This is a genomic window from Pseudoalteromonas sp. SWYJZ19 (assembly GCF_015864375.1).
Classification (GTDB): Bacteria; Pseudomonadota; Gammaproteobacteria; order Enterobacterales; family Alteromonadaceae; genus Pseudoalteromonas; species Pseudoalteromonas arctica.
This window is the reverse complement of record NZ_JADYXI010000004.1, coordinates 135,945-153,676: the sequence shown is the minus strand read 5'-3', so window position 1 is coordinate 153,676 and position 17,732 is coordinate 135,945. Positions and strand designations below refer to the sequence as shown.

The window sequence follows — 17,732 nt, the reverse complement described above, 5'->3', positions numbered from 1 at the left end:
AACAAGGCATTGTTAAAAAATGGATAAGCTCACCACCATGAAGACCTTTTTAGCCGTTGTGCAAGAAGGATCATTTTCAAAAGCGGCCGATAAACTCGATATTTCGCCGCAGTTAGTCAGCAAATATATTTCTGCGCTGGAAGATAATCTACGCACACGTTTATTACACCGTACAACGCGAAAAGTAAGTGTTACAGAGGCTGGAAATCAGTATTATCAGCGTTGTCAGCAGGTGGTTATTGATATTGAAGACATGGAAAACTCCCTCAATAACTTAAGCGAAAATGTATCGGGTGTGCTTAGTATTAGTGCGCCTATGTCGTTTGGTACAAAGCATTTAGCAGGCTTGCTAGTTGATTTTCAAAAGCAGTATCCAAATTTAAAGTTAGATTTACGGCTCACCGACCAATATGTAGACATAGTAGAGCAGGGTATTGATATTGCTCTGCGCATTGGCGTATTAAAAAACTCAACGTTGATAGCTAAAAAAATTGCACCTATACACCTAGCGGTGTTTGCGTCACCCGACTATTTAAAACGCCATGGCACGCCACAAACGCTTTTAGGTTTACAGTCACATAATTATTTACGCTATTCCCACAGCGAGCCCACAAAGCGATTATTTGGGGTTAATGAGCTAAAAAGCGAGCTAAAGCTTGAAAGTAACTTTGTGGCTAACAATGGTGATTTGCTACTAAATACAGCCATTGCGGGTGGTGGTATTGCTATGCAGCCAACATTTATAGCAGGGGAAGCACTGGCTCAAGGTAAAGTAGTGCGCATTTTAAAAGACTATGAACCCGAGCCAATGGGGCTTTACATGGTGTATGCAAACAGACAGTTTTTACCCAGTAAAGTACGTGCGTTTGTTGATTTTGCAAGTGGCTATTATGGCGATACACCTTACTGGGATTTAGGAGAGTGATATGTCGATAACTAATCAATTAACGTTATTTGTAGATGTAGTGCAAAAAGGCTCATTTGCCAAAGCCGCAGCACTGCATGATATGGATAATTCGTCGCTGTCTAAACAAATTAAAAAACTCGAAACCAGTTTAGGTGTGCAATTGTTAAATCGTTCTACGCGCTCGTTTTCGCTCACCTCAGCAGGAGAGGAAATTTTAACGCAAGCGCATATTCTTATCGATACACTTTCTGATATCCATAGCATAGCCGACTCGTATCAGGCAAAGCCAAAAGGTATTTTGCGCATTACCTCCGGTATGTTTTTTGGTCAGCAGTATATTCAGCCCGCTATTAATATATTTATGCAAAAGTATCCTGAGGTAAAAATAACCTTGATGCTTGACGATAAGCGTAACGATATTATTGCCGATCATTACGATTTAGCCTTTAGAATAGGCAAACTAAACGACTCTAATTTAATGGCTAGAAAAATTGCTAATATGCACTTTGCGCTTGTTGCATCACATGATTTTATAAAAAAGCACGGAATGCCAAGCACGCCAGAAGATTTATTAGCTTTACCCGCTATTATTTATGGCAATGGCGATGTAAGTCTCGACCAAGTTAAGTTAAGCACTGAGCCTCATGGTGATGAGCAAAAAATACATAAAATGAAAGGCAATTACAAAGTGAGTGATGTACGCGCTATGGTCGATGCAGTAAAAGCAGGGCTTGGGTATGTAATGCTCGATTTATTTAATCTAGAAGAACCTATTGATAAAATGGGCCTTGTGCCGCTTTTAACTAATTATAAACTATCAACTATGGGCACAGGTATTTACGCGCTTTACCCTCATCGTAAACAAACCCCATTGGTAAGTGAGTTTATTAAAACCGTGCAAGAGTATATTGGTACACCGCCATTTTGGGTTGAACATATGCCTAATTACAAACAGTTATACAAATAGCAGATATAAAAAAGCCCCGTTAGGGGCTTTTTTGTGTACTCAAAATATACTTATAAAGTGGTTATTTAAAAGCCCTCTAAAACAACTTTACCTTTAGCCGTTTGCGTTTCAAGATGCTGATGCGCTTTACGTAAATTAACGGCGTTAATAGTGCCTAAATGCTCACCAAATGTTGTTTTAATCAGGCCTTCGTCAATCATCGTCGCTACGTTATTTAAAATAACGTGTTGCTCTTGCATATCGTCTGTTTTAAATAATGAACGAGTAAACATAAGCTCCCAATGTACCGACACACATTTGGTTTTGAATGGCACAATATCAAGTGTTTCAGGGTCGTCAATCAGTGCAAACTTACCTTGTGGCTTAATCACTTTAACTATTTCAGGCAAGTGTTGAGCAGTGTTATTTAAACTAACGACATAATCTACTTCACCTAAATTTTTAGCTGCAAACTCTTCACTTAATAAATTACGGTGATTAATAATAGTATCGGCACCTAAATCCTCTAACCACGACGTGGTTTCGGCGCGAGACGCTGTAGCAATAATTTTAAGCTTAGTGCGCTGCTTTAACAATTGCACCATAATTGAGCCTACACCGCCGGCAGCACCAATCACTAAAATACTTTTAGAATCATCATTTTCAGCTACGTTTAATCTATCAAACAACAACTCCCATGCGGTAAGGCTAGTAAGAGGAAGCGCTGCGGCTTCAAAGTTAGATAACGTCGTTGGCATTTTACCTACAATACGCTCATCAACTAATTGAAACTGTGCATTACTACCTGAACGCGTTACATCGCCGGCATACCAAACTTTGTCGCCAGGTTTAAATAAAGACACATTTTCGCCAACAGATTTAACAACGCCTGTAGCATCAAAGCCAAGTACTTTGTATTCGCCTTCTGGCGCTGGCATTGATTCACGAATTTTAAAATCAGCCGGATTAACAGATACTGCTTTTACTTCCACTAAAATATCGTGGCCGTGTGCTGTTGGCATTTCAAGTTCGATGTCTTGAAGTGATAGCTCGTTTGAAACAGGTAAGTTTTGTTGATATCCAATTGCTTTCATGTGTTTTGCCTCTCGTCGTTTAATACGCTGTGTTAATGACGCTATTTTGGCTTTATTGACACAGTTAAAAAAGAGGTAAAAAACCCAATCATTATGGAAATAATATTCCACAATAGAAATTTTATAACAGCCCTCGTAATACACTTCGAAGCGCTTTAAACGCTTTTTGATTACTATGCCGCTGATGCTGTAATACATCAACATTAGCCAACCAACCCATTTCTTCAAACTCAAGAGGAAGTTTAACCAGCTCACCACTTTGTACTGCATCTAGAGCTACATGGTTTGGTAATAAGCACCACCCGTTACCTTGTATTGCTAGCTCGAGTAATACAAAGTAATTATCGGCATACCAAATCTCTGGGCTAATTTTTAGCTGAAAGCTGCTTGTTTGTGTATTGCGCGAACGAAGAAGAAGTTGTCTATGTAGCCGAAGACCATCCATATTCTCACATCTGATCCCCGCTAAAGGGTGCGACTTAGCAACATATAAATCAAATTTTACCGTTCCAATACATTCATAGTCTAAGTAACTCGGTATATTTAATTCACTAAAAATAATACCCGTCATAGGCTTTTCGCTGTTTAGCATGTCAATTATGTCATGGCTGGATGCACTTAAAAACTCAAGCGATACGTAAGGATACTTACTTTGCAGCTTGCTAATAATACTCGCGATAGTTTTAAACGGGATCCCTTCGTCAAGTGCGATAGTGATTTCGGTTGGTGTTTTTTCGTTTAGTGCTAATGCAGAGTTTGTTAATCGCTGGTGTTGATTAAGCACGGCCTTAGCCTGGGGTAGTAACTGTTTACCGGCTTCGGTTAATTGTGGATAGCGCCCTGTGCGCTCAAATAATGTCGCATTACAGTCTATTTCTAAATTAATAATATGCTGACTTACTACCGACTGCGCTTTACTTAAACTACGCGCTGCGGCCGAAAACGATCCAGCCTCAACGGTAGCTACAAATGCCTGAAGTTGTTCAATACTAAACATATCGCTTTTACCGATACTAGCTAACTAACATGTATCTTAATAATGAATGAAAATAACCGTCTCGTCATTCACTAAAGAACTTATTTATATATGAACACATTAGAACGTATTTTTCAGGCCCTAATATTTGAGATGATTGCATTATTTATTATTGTTCCTGCATCTGTTTATTTTGGTGGGTTTGCAACAGGAAAAATGGCAATTGTAGGTATTGGTTTATCAATTTTTGCCATGTTGTGGAACTACATTTACAACATAGTGTTTGATAAAATAGCAGGGCATAACCGAAAAGATCGCAGCTTACTAACCCGTGTTACTCATGCATGTGGCTTTGAGCTGGGTATGGTTGTAATAACGCTGCCAATGCTCGCTTGGTATTTAAATATTACATGGCTGGCTGCTGCAGCATTAGAAGCAGGCTTTTTAGTATTTATACTCATTTACACGTATATATTTAATGTACTGTACGATAAGCATCAGCCATACAAAAAGTGGGTTAATAAATCGCAATGTGCTTGATAAGCTAAAGCTAACTCACATACACTTTATAAAACACATAAAAAATAAGCCCGAATGGATATTCCTAACATTGGTTTTAACCATGATAAGTCAGCGCAAGCTGAGCTTGAAATATTGCCTCTTAGTAATTTGTATGAGCGAGATATAATTTCTCACGACCCGCAAATGCCGCATCGAGTCTCGTTTTATATGATTATTTATATAGAACAGGGCTGGGGAAAGCACATGGTTGATTTTACACAATATTCATTTGTGCCAAACACACTTATTTTTTTGCAACCCGACCAAGTGCACGCGTTCGACTTTAGTAAGCAACCAACAGGGTATGTTGTATTGTTTACGCAAACATTTTTAGACCGCGTGCATACCAATATGCGCTTACCAAATTACACACCAACCCATTTAAACCAACAACATACGCCATTACTTAAGCTAAATAAACATAGCCAAGCGCGGGTAATAAATGCCATAAACGAAATGGAAATAGAAATTGCACACCCGCAATCAGACCCACTCATTGTTATGTATTTATTTAGCGCGCTGGCTTTAGGATTGCATAGGCTACGCCCAGAACTGCGTCATGATAATATCAACCCAGAGCAAAGCATTAAATTGGGTACTTTTTATAAGTTGCTACAGAGCCATTTTTTAACTATTCGCGATGCTAACTGGTATGCAAACAAGCTGCATACAACCTACAAAACCCTTAATAGTATTTGTAAATTAAGTACCGGCCTTACAGCAAAGCAAATGATTGACGCGTTTGCCTTAATAGAAATAAAACGCCGCTTAATAATAAGCAATGTAACAACACAAAAACTCGCTTACGATTTTGGTTTTGAAGATGCTAGCAACTTTGTAAAATATTTTAAAAAACAAACAGGAGCTACACCGAGTCAGTTTCAAGTACGCCATAGTGCCACTACTTTATAGCCGACTTAGCTTAGACTGGTAGGGTTCGATTTTTACCATTTTAGCGCCAACTTACACTCTACTGCACATTATAAATATTACATAAAATGCCTGCATACCAATAAATAAGGGCATTACAATGAAACCATTATCACTACTTACTCGCAGTGTGTTAGCGACTGCAGTTATTAGCTTAACTGCATGTGCAAGTGTACAAAAAACCACATCTGATCAAACTACACTTAGTAATACAGATAAAGCGGTTGCAGTTATTTCAAGCATAGAAACAGGCGATGCCAAAGCCATTAGCTATATAAACCCAACTCAATACACACAGCATAATTTAGCCGTTAAAGATGGCCTTGCAGGTTTTGGTGAAGTACTCCAGCAATTACCTAAAGGCAGCGCAAAAGCGCAAGTGAAACGCGCTTTCTCTGATGGTAACTACACAGTTACACATACTGAATATAACTTTTTTGGTCCGAAAGTTGGCTTTGATATTTTTAAGTTTGAAAACGGTAAAATTATAGAACACTGGGATAACTTACAAGCCATTACACCTGTAAATCCAAGTGGCCGTACGCAGTTAGATGGCGCAACAGCGATTACCGATTTGAGTAAAACAAAAGCCAATAAAGCGCTAGTTAAAGGCTTTGTAAATACCATTTTAATTAACGGCAACATGGCTAAAATCAATGACTTTATTAGCAGTGAAAAAGGCGCGTATATTCAGCACAACTCTGCAATTGCAGACGATTTAAGCGGCTTAGGTAAAGCGCTTGGTGAACTCGCTAAGTTAAACATGCCAATGATAGTAAGCAAAAACCATATTACTTTAGGCCAAGGTAACTTTGTTTTAGCAGTAAACGAAGGTACATTTATGAATAAGCATGTATCGTTTTATGATTTATTCCGTGTAGAAAATGGCAAAATTGTAGAACACTGGGACACTATTGAAACTATTCCTGCAAAAGCACAATGGCAGAACAGCAACGGTAAATTTGGTTTTTAATTAAACCAAACTAATTAGCCCTACTTAATTTATTAAGTAGGGCTAATTTACTCTTTTACAATTTACCGGCTAACTGTAATGGGGGTTTACAGTAACTTTTTGCGTTATACATTTAGCTCTTTTAATTTATTCCAGACGCTCTCGCCGCCAGGGTGAAACGCAGCATGATACCGATACGCGTAATATGTAATAGGCACGCAATGATGCTTTTGGCCAACCACAACTAAACAATCCTCTTTTAACATACTCACTGAGATGTTCATTTGGTTTATAAGGTTACGAGCTGTTATATAAAATATTTTACTGCTTGAGGTAGTGTAATCGGTAGATTTTTCCTACCTATTAGCTCTGCGCCTTGTGTCTATTATTTATCGAGACACAGCATGTAGAGCTTGCTCACGCGAGAAACCGAGCTTCTAACACCTAATAACTAATTTTAAAAGCTAAGTTTAAAAACTTCGTTTTTAAACGCCAGCAAGCTGCGCTTATACAAATGCCCAACAATCAATGTACTTACTACTAAGCGTTGCTTAAAAATAAACCACACTGACTATAACTAGGTGTGCCAAGCAAATGGCACACCTATTTTGTTATGTGGGTATGGGGGCGTTTTCTGCAATAAGCTGTTTAGATTTCAATTCACTCCAAAATTCGCTTGGTATGGTAACTTTCATTGAGGCTACATTAGCTTTAATTTGCTCTGCCGTGCGTGCGCCAGGAATAATTGAGGATACCGTTGAAGGTGCCTCTGCGAATTGCAGTGCAGCTGTTTTAATATCAATCCCATGTTTAGATGCAATGTCGCTTATTGCATTAAACTTTTGCTGCATAGGCCCAGGAATTTTAGGTGAATAATTAAAGCGGTTACGACCGGCTAAAAAACCACCATTAAGCGGAGCACCAATGACTGCTGAAACACCTCGTTTATCAAGCATAGGAAAGGTTTTATCAAGTGCCTGCTTATGATCTAAAATTGAATATTGCAGCGCTAGTAAGCAAATATCAGGGTCTGACATATCAAGCGCTTTATAAATAGCATGAGGTGTATTTACTCCAAAACCCCAGCCTTTAATTATTCCTTCATCACGCATTTTAGTTAACTCAGGAATAGCCCCTTTTACAGCCTGATCAAAATACTTAAGCCAATCATCTCCCATATCACTATTTTGCGGTGATAAATCGTGAATATAAACAATATCAAGTGAGGCGACACCAATACGATGTAACGTGTCTTCTATTGAACGACGCGTACCTGATGCAGAGTAATCATATTTATAATGAAAAGGTGAGTGATCAGCCCAATGCCAACTATTTTCTAGAGGCTCTGCTGAAGGGGTAAGAAGGCGACCTACTTTTGAGGATAAAACATAATCTTCACGCTTTTTGTTTCGAAGTAAATCACCGAAGCGCCTTTCACTTAAACTCAAGCCGTAAAAAGGTGACGTATCAAAATGACGAATACCAGAATCTCATGCTGCATTTAGCATTGTTAAAATTTCTGCATCGCTTGATATAGTATTAAAGCCATTCCCAGCGGCAAGACCGCCTAAGCCCATTCTTGATTCAGGCCGGTAATTCTTAGCGTTAGTAACATCGTTTGTGGGCAGAGCAGCGCTTTTATCTATTGATCCTTTAGTTTGCATAACACTGCCGTTAGACATTTTTACTTTTAATTGTTCAGCCAAAGCTGAAGCACTAAAAATAGAGCCTAAACTTAAAGCAGCGTCTGCTTTAATAAAATTTCTGCGAGATACCATGTAACTATTCTCCTTAAGTAAGGTTAAATATCTACGCTATAAACTAGTATAAATACCAACCAAACTCAAGCGAGAGGAAAGCAATAAATACCAATTAATTCAATAAGATGGTTAAATTAACAAACGCTGAACGCGCACTTAAATTAACATTTTAGAATGATTATTTTCTTTACTCGTACAGTACTTTAATATGCACAAAATAGTGCACTTTAATAGCTTGATAAAAAAGCAAACTTCCAAATTGGTGCACGCCTTAATACTCATTTACACAACATAAAAATGGTTACATTTATTCAAGTGTAAAAATTAGTAAACAAAACCGGAATACATAAAAAGAGTAAATACCAAAGCTTAGTTAATCTCTCTAGCAAAGCGATTGCGGTAACGCTTAGTTAATTTAACCGAACGTAGCTGGTCGCTAATTAAAGTAAATATTGGTGAAGCGTTTGTTTTTACAGGTTTGCCTTGGCCTAAACGGCGTATTTGCCTTTTTACCAGTGCCATAGTGGCAAGCCCTGCAAGGGTTTTATCTTGCCAAGTAACACTGGGTAATACGGCTAGTTGCAGTGGCTCATTTTGCCATTTGTTTGGTAAATTTGGTTGGTATGCAAGCGCAGTGGCAATACCCACGAGGGCCACTCCACTTTCAATCACGTTGTTGGCAATAGATAAGCGACTAATGCCGCCGGTGGTCATTATTGGGATTGATGAGCGGTGGCTAATCGCTTTTGCAAACTCTAAAAAGTATGCTTCGCGGGCAAGTGTGCGTTCGTCACCTGTTTTACCTTGCATGGCAGGGGCTTCGTAGCTACCACCCGAAAGCTCTACAAAATCAACATTGAGTTCATTCAATAAATCCACTACAACTTGCGCGTCACTGGGTTCGAACCCACCACGTTGAAAATCTGCAGAGTTTAACTTTACTGAAACCGAAAAGGTCGGGGAACAAACCGCTTTAATACTGCGGGTTATTTCGAGAAGTAAACGGGCTCTATTTTGTAAACTTCCCCCCCATTTATCGTCGCGCTTATTGGTAAGTGGCGATAAAAACTGGGCAAGTAAATAGCCATGCGCTGCATGTATTTGTACGCCATTAAAACCGGCTTTTTCGGCTTGTAGTGCAGTTTGTGTAAAGCGGGTAATAACATCGTCAATGTCGGTTTGCGTCATTGCCTTTGGTACGCCAAATAAGTGCGAGTGCTTACCCATATTAAGTGCAATACTTGACGCTGATAGAGCCTTTCCACCCATTTTTTTAAATACTTGCCTACCAGGGTGATTAATTTGCATCACCACTTTGCAATTATTTTGCTTTGATAAACGAGCAAGCTCGGCAAAGGCAGTAATATCGGTACTTTGCTCAAGCACAAGGCCACCAGGGCCTGTCATCGCTAAATGATCAACCATTACATTGCCAGTAATAATTAGCCCTGTACCGCCTTTAGCCCATGCGCTATAAACGTTTTTAAGTGCTTGGGAGGGTGTTTGGTCCTCTTGTGCTAGGTTTTCTTCCATAGCGGCTTTGGCAATACGATTTTTTAATACTAAACCACTTGGCAAGGTAAAGGAGGTAAACACAGGGTTGCGCATAATTATTGGCTAATTAAATTGACATTAAAACAACTATAACCTTAAAGTTAGCTTGAAGGTCAACCTACTAAGTTTATGTAAAGTGGAGTTATTATTAGTTATGAAAATAGGCGAACTTGCAAAACTTACCAACATACCTGCCAGCACTATTCGTTTTTACGAAAGCAAAGGGTTATTAACACCAACCACTCGCAGTGCTAATGGTTATAGGCTGTACACCCAACAAAACTTAGAAAAACTGCAATTAATTAAATTTTCACAAAGCTTGGGTTTTTCACTCAACGAAATACCTTTATTACGTAACGAAAACGGCGAGCTAAACCACACAGTAATAATCGAACGTTTAGAAAAAAAACAAAAAGAAGCTGACATTTTGATTGAGAAAATGCAGAAAAAGTCACAGCGTATTGGCAGTTTAACTGCGTTACTAAACTCTTATTGGGATAAAGGCGAATGCCTGCCAGAAAGTAAATTAAATGAATTACTAGAAGTGATGGATTACAAATAAACTAATACAGCTTATTCAGGGCCTGTTTATCTTTTGAGGTTAAATTTGCAGCAGACTGTTTGGTATTTAGGCAAGGCAGAGTCTATGTAGTGTGGTTATTCCCCATAAACAGACGATAACGTAGTATAAATGCCAAACATGCGCTGCCCTAAGGGTTCTGCCTAGGGGCAATTTACTCTTTGTAGCTCGGTTTTTACTTATTATTACATGGATGTAAGCCATTAGAATAACGCAGGAGCAGTTATCGAGCCCACTAAATTACAAACCTCGCGCCGCGATTAAATAGCCCCTAGATTGAACACATTTTATCCTGAAAGGTCAACAAGCCCCAGTAAGCTGTATTTTATTTATGTTACTTAAGCTTTTTAATGCCAATTAACACACAGATGGCACCGCCAATAATACCCGCCCATGCTTCTATTGGTGTATCACCACTAAATGCGCGGCTTAACTGCGAAGCCGCCGCATCATAAACGTCATATCCCCACATAATTAAAGCGATACCTATAACTATTAAAACAATACCTATAATCTTATTATTCATAAACACCTCTGGTTTCTAACGTACATTATTTAACATACTTAATTGAAAACACTTAATAAATCTAATCAAGCTCTAGCTGCGCACGTTCAACGCTCTCACTAGGTAACTCTTTTTGTACCGATACACCAAGCTCTTTAAACTCTGATGCTTGTTTAATTAAATTACCTTTACCGCGGTATAATTGCGAGAACGCTTTGTCGTAACTTTCTTTCGCTTTATCAAGCTGCTTACCAACGCCTTCCATACTTAATAAAAAACCATTGAGCTTGTTATAAAAACGCTCAGCCCGATTTGCCAGCTCTTTTGAGTATTTGGTTTGCTCTTCAAAACGCCAAAGCTGTTTAACAATATTTAAACTAGTAAGCAGGGTAGTAGGTGTAGCTACCAGTATATTTTTTTCGATTGCTTGTTGGTAAATATCACTTTGATATTTAAGTGCTTCTACAAAAGCTGATTCTATTGGTACAAACATAACCACAACTTCAGGCGAATTAAGCCCTGGTAAACGGTCGTACGATTTACTCGCAAGCTCATTAATACGTGCTGTAACGGCGTTTACATGCTCTTTAATTGCTTGATTAGCATCTAGCTCATTTTCAGCGTTCACATAGCGTGTATAAGCATTTAATGATGTTTTAGCATCAATGACTAAGTGGCGGCCTTGTGGTAAGTAAACAACTACATCAGGGCGTAAGCGGCCATCTTCAGTGTTAAACGACACTTCGCGCTTATAATCAACGCCAGCACGTAAGCCAGCGCTATCTAAGACGTTTTCGAGCATGAGTTCGCCCCAATTACCTTGGGTTTTCTTTTGCCCTTGTAACGCGTTGCTGAGCTTGTCGGCTTGATCTGTTATAGCTTGGCTTTTAGCTTGCAAATGCAATAGCTCGGTTTTAAGCGCGGTTCGTTGTTTTATGTCTTCAACATGTATTGATTCCATTTTTTCTCTAAAGCCTTTTAACTCGCCTTGAACCGGTTTTAATAATTGTTCAATGCTTTCTTGATTTAAGGTTTTAAAGCTTTGTGATTTTTCTTCTAGAATCTTATTGGCTAGGTTTTCAAATTCTTTTTTGAGCATATTTTTACTTTGCTCAATTTGCGCGAGTTGCTCGGTAAAGCTTTGTTGTTTTTGCTCGAGGGTAGTGCGCATATTATTATATTCAACATCGCGTTGATTATATTGCTCACGAAGCGCTGCAAGCTCGCCTTCGGCTTTACGCCAAAAGTGATTGTATTGAATGCTTTGTTTTTCTTGTTCGCTAAAACGCGTTTTAAAATGCTGGGCTTCATCGCGCTGTTCTTGGTGAGTATGTTCTAGCAGTTCGTGATCTTCTTGCAAGGCACTATATTGCAGCTCTTTATTATCAAATTGATTTTGTAATAGGGAAAGCTGTTGCTGCTGTTCGCTTATTTGTAGATGTAGCTTTTTGCGAAGCTGTGTTGATACAACGCCGTAAAATACAACGCCTAACGCAACACCAGCACCGGCGCTTAGCCAATCAATATTAGTGAGTACTTGAGTGAGCATAAAATAAACTTATAAAATTTAGAGACATGCCATCATAACCAATAACACGCAATAGAAGTAGGGGAGCAAAGAAATTACAGACATAAAAAAACCAGCTCAAAATAAGCTGGTCAAATATTACTAAATTAAGTAATCAAAGGGAAAATCAACATGTGCCCGAGTAAGCTGCAACTTAAATACATAATCATCAAAATAACTAATATTACTGGGTGAGGCTATATAACAACAGGCATTAGAGTAGACCGGAAAACAAAATAATTAATTCAAATTAATTTACGAAAGATCATTTATTTTTATTCGGATTGATTTAAACAAATCAAATTATGCGCATAAAAAAAGCCAGTTCAAAATGAACTGGCTTAATCATTACTAAAATTAGTAATCAAATAGGGGGAAATCAACATAAAACCTGTATTAACTGCAATTAATCAACAAGCATAATAGTAGACGCCGCTCTTTGAATTAAGTTCATAAAAAGATCAAAACTTTTAAAATAAAATTGAATGCTAAATTTAGGCATAAAAAAAGCCAACTCAAAATGGGCTGGCTCAATCATTACTAAAATTAGTAACTAAATGGGGGGAATCAACATGAAAACTTGTATTAACTGCAATTAATCAACAAGCATAATAGTAGACGTCCGTTTTTTAATTAAGTTCATAAAAAAGTAAAAACTTTTAAAATAAGTGCCGAACGCTAAATTTTAGGCATAAAAAAAGCCAACTCAAAATGGGCTGGCTTAATCATTACTAAAATTAGTAACTAAATGGGGAATCAACATGATGCTTGTGCTAACTGCAATTAACCAACAAGCATAATAGTAGACGTCCGCTTTTTAATTAAGTTCATAAAAAGATCAAAACTTTTTAAATCAATTTAGTTTTTAATTAGCGATAACATTTGTTGTTCATCAAACTTTGTAAAGCTCATTGATTTATCAGTAAATAACGCATCTACAAGGGCCTGTTTGTCTTGTTGCATTTTAAATACTTTTTGCTCTATTGAATTACTCATTATGAGCTTATACACAAATACAGGGTTAGTTTGGCCAATACGGTAAGCTCTATCAGTCGCTTGTTTTTCTACAGCAGGGTTCCACCATGGATCAAAGTGAATAACTGTATCGGCTTGTGTAAGGTTAAGGCCTGTACCGCCAGCTTTTAAGCTAATTAAAAACACTGATGTTTTACCACTGGTAAACTCGTCGATTACTTTATCGCGGTGGCGCGTTTGGCCTGTAAGCATACTAAAGTTAATGTTTATTTCTTCGAGGCGTTGGGCTATTAAATCAAGTGCCGATGTGAACTGACTAAATATAATAATTTTACGACCGAGACTTAACATAAGCGGTAAGTGTGTTGTTAACCATTCAAGCTTAGCAGAGCCTGCTTGAGTGTCTGGATCTATTAATTTAGGGTGGCAACAAATTTGCCTTAACTTTAAAAGTGCCTCTAAAAATGCAAGTTTACTTTTTTGTGCGCCTTGTTCGGCAAATAAGTATATTAGCTTCTCTTCTAATGAACGTGTAATACCTTGATACATTTCTTTTTGCTTAGGCTCAAACTCAAACTCTTTAGTTAGCTCTGTTTTTTCAGGCAGCTCTTGCGCTACTTGTGCTTTAGTGCGGCGCATTATAAAAGGCATAATTAACGCTTTTAACTGCTCAGCTCTCTCCATATCAGCTTCACGCTCAATAGGCGTTTGAAAGTGCTGCTTAAAGTGGGCTTGAGACCCAAGTAACGATGGCATAGCAAAATCGAGTAACGATTTAAGCTCAAGTAAATTATTCTCGATTGGAGTACCACTTAAACAAAGTTTAAAGTCGGCATTTAAGCGTTTAACTAATCGCGAAACCTGTGCGGTATCGTTTTTAATGTATTGTGCTTCGTCGAGGATTATATTTTCAAAATATAATGGCGAATAATATGCAATATCACGCTTTAAAAGTGGATATGTAGTAAGTATACACTGCGCTTGCGCTAAGTGCTGTAAAGGATCGTTACGATTTGAACCAAAAATAGTGGTGACTTTTAAGCTTTTAGCAAACTTAATAATTTCGTTTTTCCAGTTACTCACCAAACTAGTTGGACACACTATAAGTGTAGGGCCTGCTTGCGGGCGGTTAAATGTACTGGCTAAAAATGCAATAACTTGCAAGGTTTTACCCAGGCCCATGTCATCAGCTAAAATACCACCTAATTGGTGACGTTTTAAAAAGCTAAGCCAGTCAACACCTTGCTGTTGGTACTCACGAAGTGTTACTGAGTCATTTAAGCCATGTAATGAAACCTTAGTAATTGCTTTATCGGGACTATTTAGCTCTTGTAAGTATAGCTCTAATGAGTCGTCGTGAAGCTCTACGTTTATAGCAGTGTGCTTTACTAATTCAGGTAAATACGAAAGCGGAATATTAAATTCGTCTCGTGTTTTTACAAATTCAAAACGCTCTTTAAATTCATTTAATAAGTTAATTGCTGACTTATTAATAACCCCAAACTCACGACCAAGCGGATAGTAGTAAAATAGTTCACTTTGGCGATTTAATGACTGATATAGCGGGTCAGTATTAGTAAACAACAGCGATGCTTTAGCATCACATAGCAATACTTTGCAGTGCATTTGATGCCCTGCTGCGCGGTGTACATGTAAACTAACTTCACACTGCGGATTAGGACTCGTTACTTTACTTACACTTACTTGCCAACCGCGTTGCTTAAAGCCAGGGAATACTTCGTATATTAGCCAATGCAAATGGATTGAAGACTGCTTTGTAAATACCAGTTCACTTTGTAAACCCCCTTTACAAAATTCAAATCCTAAGTTAATTAGTTCGTTAGTTACAGTATTTTCAAATGCACTATTAATCGTACTTGCAGGTGCAGCACCTGCTAAATAGTTTTTATTTTTATACTTAAATAACAACGAAAGAGATAAACCTTGATCGCCCATAGTTACTTTTAAAACAGCATTACTAGAGATTTTAGGCAATGTTGGCTGTAAATTAGTAGGGTGGGGTATTACACCTGCACCAAAGTTATCGGCAAGCTGCTTATATATTCTATCAAAGTTAGCGTCATGCAAAGCAGGCATAGTTTGTAAATGTGCTATTTCATCTGCACTCAATGGGGTGCGAAGACGGCCCGCTTTTAAATGATCTAAATCGAGATAAGTAGGTGGTGTTGTTTTTAATAAGGCCCAGTTTTGTGTTTGCTCAAGCTTAATAACTAATTGTGAGAGATCTTTATCTTGCTCCCAACTAAAACTTAATGCTTGGCCCGATTGCGCCTTAATTGGCACTCGAGAACGCTGGAAAAACAGGCGTTCTGTAGCTATCAACTGTTGTAAGGCACTAAAACCCCACTGGCCTTTTAGCTCAATACTTCCCACTGCATTTTGTGAGCGTATCCAACTAAATAATCTAAAATCACTTTCGAGTAAGTCACTCGGCGTTACAAAACTATTTAACTGCTGCTCGGTCAGGTTTCGACCTAGCGTGTAATTCTTTTTAGTCTCAACATTCGCTATTTTAGGTGTTAAGAATACTTTGTTATTTTCAATATCTAATACAAATAATAATACTTGCGATGGCGTGTTTTGATCACCACTTTTAAGTGCGCTTAATTCGCTAAACCAGTCATTAATAAAATAATCTTCGCCATATTCACCAGAGTGCTCTATTTTGAGCTTAAATAAAATAGCAGCTAAGTGTCGGCATTTAGTTTTTGCATTACACGTACAATGCGTATCAACAGAATAGCCAGTTGGTACTTTACTGATCTCAATACGTTGGTTAAACGATGATCCATTATCCACTTGTACAGTAGAGTCGACTACAGAAAAATTAGGGGTGTGTTCTAGCCAAGTGATTTGACCTTTCTTGTAATATTCTTTGCCTTTATCTAAAACATTTTCACGGAAAAGTTTTTTGATAAAGCGTTCAGACAGAGGAAACTGGGTAGCCTGCTCATTTTTAATTTCTTCAAAAATAGCCATTAAATCATTTTTTGATAAGTTAGCAGACATGTCACTCTAAGCATTAAATTTTAAAAATAATCCTGCCAGTATATGCCTTATGTGCTCTGAGCTAAAGCACTATTAACAAGATATAAACTGGTTGGAGCTGATAACTTAGTAAAAAATCGGTTTGTAAGTAAAAATAAGCATCAAATTTTACAAAATAATATTTAAAACAACTGCAATGGTAGAAGTTACATATAGTTAGAAACATAAAAGTAGGCATTACAGATCACGATTTTACTAACAATAATAATAAATGGAGGAATGTAGCTAAAAAGAGGAGATTAGTTAGTAAAAAAGTGATCTTGAAGGAGGAATATGATTATTTAAAGAGGAAATAGGCTAGTAAAGATCAGAATTTTACTAACAAAACAATCTGCCAGATCACTATTTAACTAAGTAAACATACCTGACAGATCATTATTTAACTAACTAATTAAAGGCACTTAATAACTTAGTTAATTGCTCTAAGCGCTTGTCTGTCATTACTTTATTATCAATTTTGATAGAGACATCACCGCTTTTTAAATTGCGTTGTACCGATATAAAGTTATTTTCTAGTACAGCTTCGCGCTTAACAGCTACTTGTGGCTCTGAAGTTAGGCATTTAGTGATCGCCATTGCACGCTTGTCGTCGCTTGTAATCGCATTTAACTCTTCATCACTAGTAAGGGCACTAACAAGTTGATTAAACGCCTCTTCGTCTCGCTCCTTTGCGCTAACAAGCTTTTTAGCGACTTCGCGACCTACGTGATTAGCAGTAGGGTAAAGCCCAATAACATCAGCAGGAATTTGCTCATAAGCTTTAATTGCATCTGCAATTGCAGTATGCGATACACCTTCTATCGCGGCAATCTCTCTGTAAGATCCTTTTTTACCTTGCTCAATAAGCTCATTTTTAGTTTGTTGGTATGCTTGGCCAAGCTCCCATAAACTAGGAGCAATGTATTGATCTGAAGACACCGCTAAAATTTTTGCATCTTGATCAGTAAAATCGCTTGAACTAAGTACTAAATAATCTGCGTTACCTAAAATACAGGCCATACGACGACGTGAACCTGCCAGAACTAAACTTTTGTCACCTTGATCCCAAAGTAGGGCAGGATGTTGATTTCGACCATCCTCACGAATTGCAGGAAGAATGTCTGATACTGACTTTTCGCTTAGAAGTGCCTGTACACGACGATTTTTGCCATATACACCAGTGGTAGATTCAATATCAGCATGTGCGATCACTTTACAAACAAGCGTAATTTGACGAGCAGGGTCACTCGGTGCAGGCATTCTAATTACATCGCCAGCATTGGCTTGTTCTAGTAATGCATCAAGACTACTGCTGCCTACAGCAGTTGCAAATGGATCTAAGCGGGTGTCATTTTTACGTTTTTTAGCCATTTTTAT

At 38.0% G+C, this 17,732-nt stretch carries 15 protein-coding genes; 6 read left to right on the top strand and 9 right to left on the bottom strand.

Features of this window, described 5'->3' with window-relative positions; genetic code table 11:
* Nucleotides 1-19: 19 nt before the first annotated feature.
* Together I6F45_RS05765 and I6F45_RS05760 are read left to right on the top strand one after the other, a co-directional pair.
* Complete coding sequence (locus I6F45_RS05765; RefSeq protein ID WP_197159929.1) at nucleotides 20-925, top strand: LysR family transcriptional regulator; 906 nt, start codon at nucleotides 20-22, stop codon at nucleotides 923-925.
* Nucleotide 926: 1 nt separating this feature from the next.
* Nucleotides 927-1,874, top strand: a complete 948-nt coding sequence (locus I6F45_RS05760) for a LysR family transcriptional regulator (protein WP_166376680.1) — start codon at nucleotides 927-929, stop codon at nucleotides 1,872-1,874.
* A gap of 65 nt (nucleotides 1,875-1,939) precedes the next feature.
* On the opposite strand, the gene I6F45_RS05755 is transcribed toward I6F45_RS05760, so the two are convergent.
* Both I6F45_RS05755 and I6F45_RS05750 read right to left on the bottom strand, forming a co-directional pair.
* Nucleotides 1,940-2,947, bottom strand: a complete 1,008-nt coding sequence (locus I6F45_RS05755; RefSeq protein WP_166376679.1) for a zinc-binding alcohol dehydrogenase family protein — start codon at nucleotides 2,945-2,947, stop codon at nucleotides 1,940-1,942.
* 121 nt (nucleotides 2,948-3,068) lie between these two features.
* A complete protein-coding gene (locus tag I6F45_RS05750) occupies nucleotides 3,069-3,944 on the bottom strand; it encodes a LysR family transcriptional regulator (RefSeq protein WP_197159927.1) in 876 nt (291 codons plus the stop codon).
* Nucleotides 3,945-4,034: 90 nt separating this feature from the next.
* Here I6F45_RS05750 and I6F45_RS05745 point away from each other — a divergent pair, with 90 nt between their 5' ends.
* The 3 genes from I6F45_RS05745 (at nucleotide 4,035) to I6F45_RS05735 (ending at nucleotide 6,387) form a co-directional block, all read left to right on the top strand.
* Nucleotides 4,035-4,463: a PACE efflux transporter gene (locus I6F45_RS05745; RefSeq protein ID WP_024600346.1), complete on the top strand. Its 429-nt coding sequence runs from the start codon at nucleotides 4,035-4,037 to the stop codon at nucleotides 4,461-4,463.
* A 54-nt stretch (nucleotides 4,464-4,517) separates the two neighbouring features.
* Nucleotides 4,518-5,396: an AraC family transcriptional regulator gene (locus I6F45_RS05740; RefSeq protein WP_197159926.1), complete on the top strand. Its 879-nt coding sequence runs from the start codon at nucleotides 4,518-4,520 to the stop codon at nucleotides 5,394-5,396.
* 118 nt (nucleotides 5,397-5,514) lie between these two features.
* Entirely contained in the window at nucleotides 5,515-6,387 is an 873-nt protein-coding gene (locus I6F45_RS05735) for a nuclear transport factor 2 family protein (protein WP_197159925.1), read from the top strand.
* A gap of 590 nt (nucleotides 6,388-6,977) precedes the next feature.
* Here the strand turns inward: I6F45_RS05735 and I6F45_RS05730 are convergent.
* The 3 genes from I6F45_RS05730 to I6F45_RS05725 form a co-directional block, all read right to left on the bottom strand.
* Nucleotides 6,978-7,847, bottom strand: coding sequence for an aldo/keto reductase (locus tag I6F45_RS05730; protein WP_331460639.1), 870 nt, complete (start codon nucleotides 7,845-7,847; stop codon nucleotides 6,978-6,980).
* Between the two features lie 9 nt (nucleotides 7,848-7,856).
* Nucleotides 7,857-8,144, bottom strand: coding sequence for a hypothetical protein (locus tag I6F45_RS21325; RefSeq protein WP_231609616.1), 288 nt, complete (start codon nucleotides 8,142-8,144; stop codon nucleotides 7,857-7,859).
* A 351-nt stretch (nucleotides 8,145-8,495) separates the two neighbouring features.
* Entirely contained in the window at nucleotides 8,496-9,734 is a 1,239-nt protein-coding gene (locus I6F45_RS05725) for an NADH:flavin oxidoreductase/NADH oxidase family protein (protein ID WP_165739554.1), read from the bottom strand.
* A 100-nt stretch (nucleotides 9,735-9,834) separates the two neighbouring features.
* On the opposite strand from I6F45_RS05725, the gene I6F45_RS05720 reads away from it, so the two are divergent.
* A complete protein-coding gene (locus tag I6F45_RS05720; protein ID WP_165739552.1) occupies nucleotides 9,835-10,242 on the top strand; it encodes a MerR family transcriptional regulator in 408 nt (135 codons plus the stop codon).
* Between the two features lie 352 nt (nucleotides 10,243-10,594).
* Here the strand turns inward: I6F45_RS05720 and I6F45_RS05715 are convergent, their stop codons facing one another.
* The 4 genes from I6F45_RS05715 to I6F45_RS05700 all read right to left on the bottom strand — a co-directional run bounded on the left by I6F45_RS05715 (nucleotide 10,595) and on the right by I6F45_RS05700 (nucleotide 17,726).
* Nucleotides 10,595-10,786 carry a DUF3185 family protein gene (locus I6F45_RS05715; RefSeq protein WP_007583678.1) on the bottom strand — a complete coding sequence of 64 codons (192 nt, stop codon included), beginning with the start codon at nucleotides 10,784-10,786 and terminating at the stop codon, nucleotides 10,595-10,597.
* 61 nt (nucleotides 10,787-10,847) lie between these two features.
* Nucleotides 10,848-12,314 carry a DNA recombination protein RmuC gene (gene rmuC, locus I6F45_RS05710; protein ID WP_007583680.1) on the bottom strand — a complete coding sequence of 489 codons (1,467 nt, stop codon included), beginning with the start codon at nucleotides 12,312-12,314 and terminating at the stop codon, nucleotides 10,848-10,850.
* Between the two features lie 876 nt (nucleotides 12,315-13,190).
* Complete coding sequence (locus tag I6F45_RS05705) at nucleotides 13,191-16,337, bottom strand: DEAD/DEAH box helicase (RefSeq protein WP_197159924.1); 3,147 nt, start codon at nucleotides 16,335-16,337, stop codon at nucleotides 13,191-13,193.
* A 426-nt stretch (nucleotides 16,338-16,763) separates the two neighbouring features.
* Complete coding sequence (locus I6F45_RS05700; protein ID WP_197159923.1) at nucleotides 16,764-17,726, bottom strand: transcriptional regulator; 963 nt, start codon at nucleotides 17,724-17,726, stop codon at nucleotides 16,764-16,766.
* Between the last annotated feature and the right edge of the window lie 6 nt (nucleotides 17,727-17,732).